Raw genomic sequence first — 3,497 nt, 5'->3', positions numbered from 1 at the left:
TTATTTCGGCATAGCTCAGTTGGTAGAGCACCTGACTGTTAATCAGGTTGTCGACGGTTCGAGCCCGCCTGCCGGAGTCGGGTTAACGGAGTTAACCAAGTATGCCGGCTTAGCTCAGCTGGTAGAGCATCGGTATCGTAAACCGAGGGTCGGGGATTCGAATTCCTCAGCCGGCATCAGAGTAAACGCTTAGTCTTCGGACTGAGCGTTTTTTTGTATGCTGCATTTTACAATTGGTATAGATGACATATTTATATTGGTATATACATGCATTAGCTTCTATACGGGCAATTAACACCGGTTTAACTATAATGGGTTTATCCGAAAAATCTATTGTGGTATAGGGTCTTTAGTGATACGCTAGATTTATCGAGAATTCATTAAAGGGGAGCACCAATCATGAAGAATGTTTTGATTATATCTGGTAAAGAAGATGCTGGTCGTTTGTTTTTAGGCGAAGCCAAACGTTGTGCGGAAACCAAACAGGTACCACTTAAATTCGCAACGATCGACTTGAATGCTTTGACTACAGATGACCTAACAACTGCCGATCTATTATTATTGGACCCACAGGTAGCCGAATCGGATGTCCGATCCATGATAAAGGATGCGACACCAATTGCAGTTATTCCTAACGATGTGTACGGTTGGTTAAATGGCCAAGCCTTGGTTAAGTTTGCTTGCGAACAACTCGAACTGTTCCCAGTTTTAGATTAAGAACAATTTGCTAAATAATAAATGCACTAGCGGCGAATGCCGCTTTTTTTATAGTCATTTATTCATAATATGGCGAATATTAGTTCCACAATATGGATGAATAAAAAATAAAAGGATTGTATGAGATGCCTAATAATTTCATCATTGTTTTTCGCTGTTAGACCGGCGTTAAGTGGCAATTAGGTGCGGAAAGTTGTTGCGTAATGGGAGTTCTGGCAGTATAATTACTACTATATTTTATTAAAGGTCTATGAGACATAGACGTCTGGTCAATTTGTGTCAGGCGGATTAGAAGTTAGAATTATTCATTTTTGTATCACAATTGGAGGTATTATTGTTTTGAATAACAAACCAGAGTCAACTAGCGAAGACCGGTCATTCTTTGGCCAACCACGCGGGCTGCAAACTCTGTTCTTTACTGAAATGTGGGAACGGTTTAGCTACTACGGCATGCGTGCCATCCTTATCTACTACATGTACTACTCAGTAGCTAAAGGTGGTTTAGGTTTCGACCAACCAACAGCCGCATCAGTGATGTCCATTTACGGTTCAATGGTTTACCTATCCTCTGTCCTAGGTGGTTACTTAAGTGACCGTGTTTGGGGGAGTCGTAAGACCGTCTTCATTGGTGGTATCCTGATCATGTTCGGGCATATCGCTTTGTCAATTCCAGCGGGTCCTATGGCCCTGTTTATCTCAATTCTCTTAATCTGTTTAGGGACCGGGCTCTTGAAGCCTAACGTTTCCGAAATGGTTGGGGGCTTGTACTCTAAGGAAGATACCCGCCGGGACTCCGGTTTCACGATCTTTGTGTTCGGGATTAACCTAGGTTCCCTGGTCGCACCAATCTTGGTCGGCTGGTTAGGGTTAAATTACAACTTCCACTTAGGGTTCTCATTAGCCGCTATTGGGATGTTCTTAGGTTTAGTTCAATACTGGTTCGGGGGTAAGAAGTACCTGAGTAAGGAAAGTCTTTACCCAACCGACCCAATGGAACCTGGCGACTTGAAGAAGTTAGGTGTCCGTGGGAGCATTGGTTTAGTTGCCTTTGCCCTTATCCTGATCTTGATGTCTCTGTTGGGCAAGTTTAACTTAACCAACTTTATCCTCTTGCTCTCGATTACTGCGATTGCGACGCCAGTCGTTTACTTTACTATTTTCTTGACGAGTAAAAAGGTTACACCAGTTGAACGGAAGCACGTTTGGGCATACTTAGGTCTGTTCATCGCCGCCGCAATCTTCTGGGCAATTGAAGAATCTGGATCATCCGTTTTGGCCTTGTTTGCGGCTAATCAAACCAACAACAATCTCGGCGGGTTCAAGATCTTGCCTTCTTGGTACCAAATGCTTAATCCAGCCTTCATTTTGATTTACACGCCAATCTTCGCCATCTTATGGACGAAGTGGGGTAAGAAGCAACCTAGCTCACCGGCTAAGTTCGCTGTCGGGATGTTATTCGCCGGTTTATCTTACCTACTAATGGTGGCACCCGTTGCGATGTTTGGTTCTAGCGCCCGCGTTAGTCCATTCTGGTTAGTTGGTAGTTGGGCAATCGTTGAAATCGCGGAAATGCTGATTTCCCCAATCGGGTTGTCTGTGACTACGAAGTTAGCTCCTCGGGCCTTCCAATCACAAATGATGAGTATGTGGTTCTTAGCTGATGCCGCTGGGCAAGCCGTAAACGCCCAAGTCGTTAAGCTCTACACGCCTGAGAACGAAATTGGTTACTTCACCGGTGTGGCTGTCGTAGCCATCGTTGCCGGGTTAATCATGTTTGCACTGGTTAAGCCATTGAAGAAACTCATGGCTGGTATTAAATAATTAATCCATGTAAAATGAGTGTTATCCGTTTAAACGGGTAGCACTTTTTTAATTGGAGGCGAGTCAATCTTGCGGGTCGGGTTAATTAGCGATTTACATTTAGATATCAATCGTATTTCTATTGAAGCGGCGGTCAAAATTCAAGCCGATTTCCTGAAGCGACAGCAAATTGATTTGTATCTGATTGCCGGCGACATTTCAAATTACTTTGATCAATCGCTGGCCTTCGTGAGACGGCTCCAACAGGCGATTTCACCGCGTCAGGTTCGATTCATTGCCGGCAACCATGATATGTTGCATGATCGCTCATACGCCGAACTAGAGGCGCCTGAAGACATCACCTATTTGCATAACCAGTTTATCGATTTGCCGGGTACTGACTGGCGGGTGATTGGTAACAATGGTTGGTATGATTACCAGTTTGCTGATAACCTGGTTGGCCGCAACTTTCTTACTTGGAAACGGGCGTTTTGGGTCGATGCGGCCATCGAACAACCGATGAGTGATCCCGAACGAATGGACCGGGTACTTGAGCAAACTACGGACCAACTGGAAGCGGCAAAGACGGCTGAGAAGCGCATCTTGTATATGACGCATTTTGCCCCACGGCGTGATTTTATTCGCTACACAGATGATGACCGCTTCTGGAACATGGCCAATGCTTTAATGGGAAGTCCGAGACTCGGGCCCTTGTTGGAATCCTATGGGGTGGAATACGTCTTATTTGGCCATCTGCATGCACACAGAGCGCCATTGATCAGAGGAAACACCGAGTATGATAATCCGGCACTTGGTTACCGCAAACGGCAGGTCAACGAATGGTCCCAACCGGATTTTGCGACCGAATGGAAGCGGCGACTACGCGTGATTGAATTAAAATAAAAAAACCGGCAAAAAAGCTTGACGGTTTATGCAGAATTTTGTATGATAGTGAAGTTGATTCGTTTCGACGATTCATC

3 protein-coding genes and 2 tRNA genes are annotated in these 3,497 nt (G+C 44.9%); all 5 read left to right on the top strand.

From position 1 onward, the window contains the following. Positions 1-4 precede the first annotated feature (4 nt). The 5 genes from LSE01S_RS10480 (at position 5) to LSE01S_RS10460 (ending at position 3,420) form a co-directional block, all read left to right on the top strand. Positions 5-77, top strand: a tRNA-Asn gene (locus LSE01S_RS10480). Between the two features lie 26 nt (positions 78-103). Continuing rightward, a tRNA-Thr gene (locus tag LSE01S_RS10475) sits at positions 104-176 on the top strand. Positions 177-399: 223 nt separating this feature from the next. Then, on the top strand, positions 400-717 hold the full coding sequence (locus tag LSE01S_RS10470; protein WP_061777574.1) for a hypothetical protein: 318 nt from the start codon (positions 400-402) through the stop codon (positions 715-717). Between the two features lie 339 nt (positions 718-1,056). After that, complete coding sequence (locus LSE01S_RS10465) at positions 1,057-2,538, top strand: peptide MFS transporter (protein ID WP_061777573.1); 1,482 nt, start codon at positions 1,057-1,059, stop codon at positions 2,536-2,538. Between the two features lie 69 nt (positions 2,539-2,607). Next, positions 2,608-3,420, top strand: a complete 813-nt coding sequence (locus tag LSE01S_RS10460) for a metallophosphoesterase (RefSeq protein ID WP_338048248.1) — start codon at positions 2,608-2,610, stop codon at positions 3,418-3,420. Positions 3,421-3,497: the final 77 nt, after the last annotated feature.

It is taken from the genome of Levilactobacillus senmaizukei DSM 21775 = NBRC 103853 (assembly GCF_001592085.1).
Taxonomy (GTDB): Bacteria; Bacillota; Bacilli; order Lactobacillales; family Lactobacillaceae; genus Levilactobacillus; species Levilactobacillus senmaizukei.
Note: the sequence above shows the minus strand (reverse complement) of the source record. Positions and strands in the feature narration are given on the sequence as shown.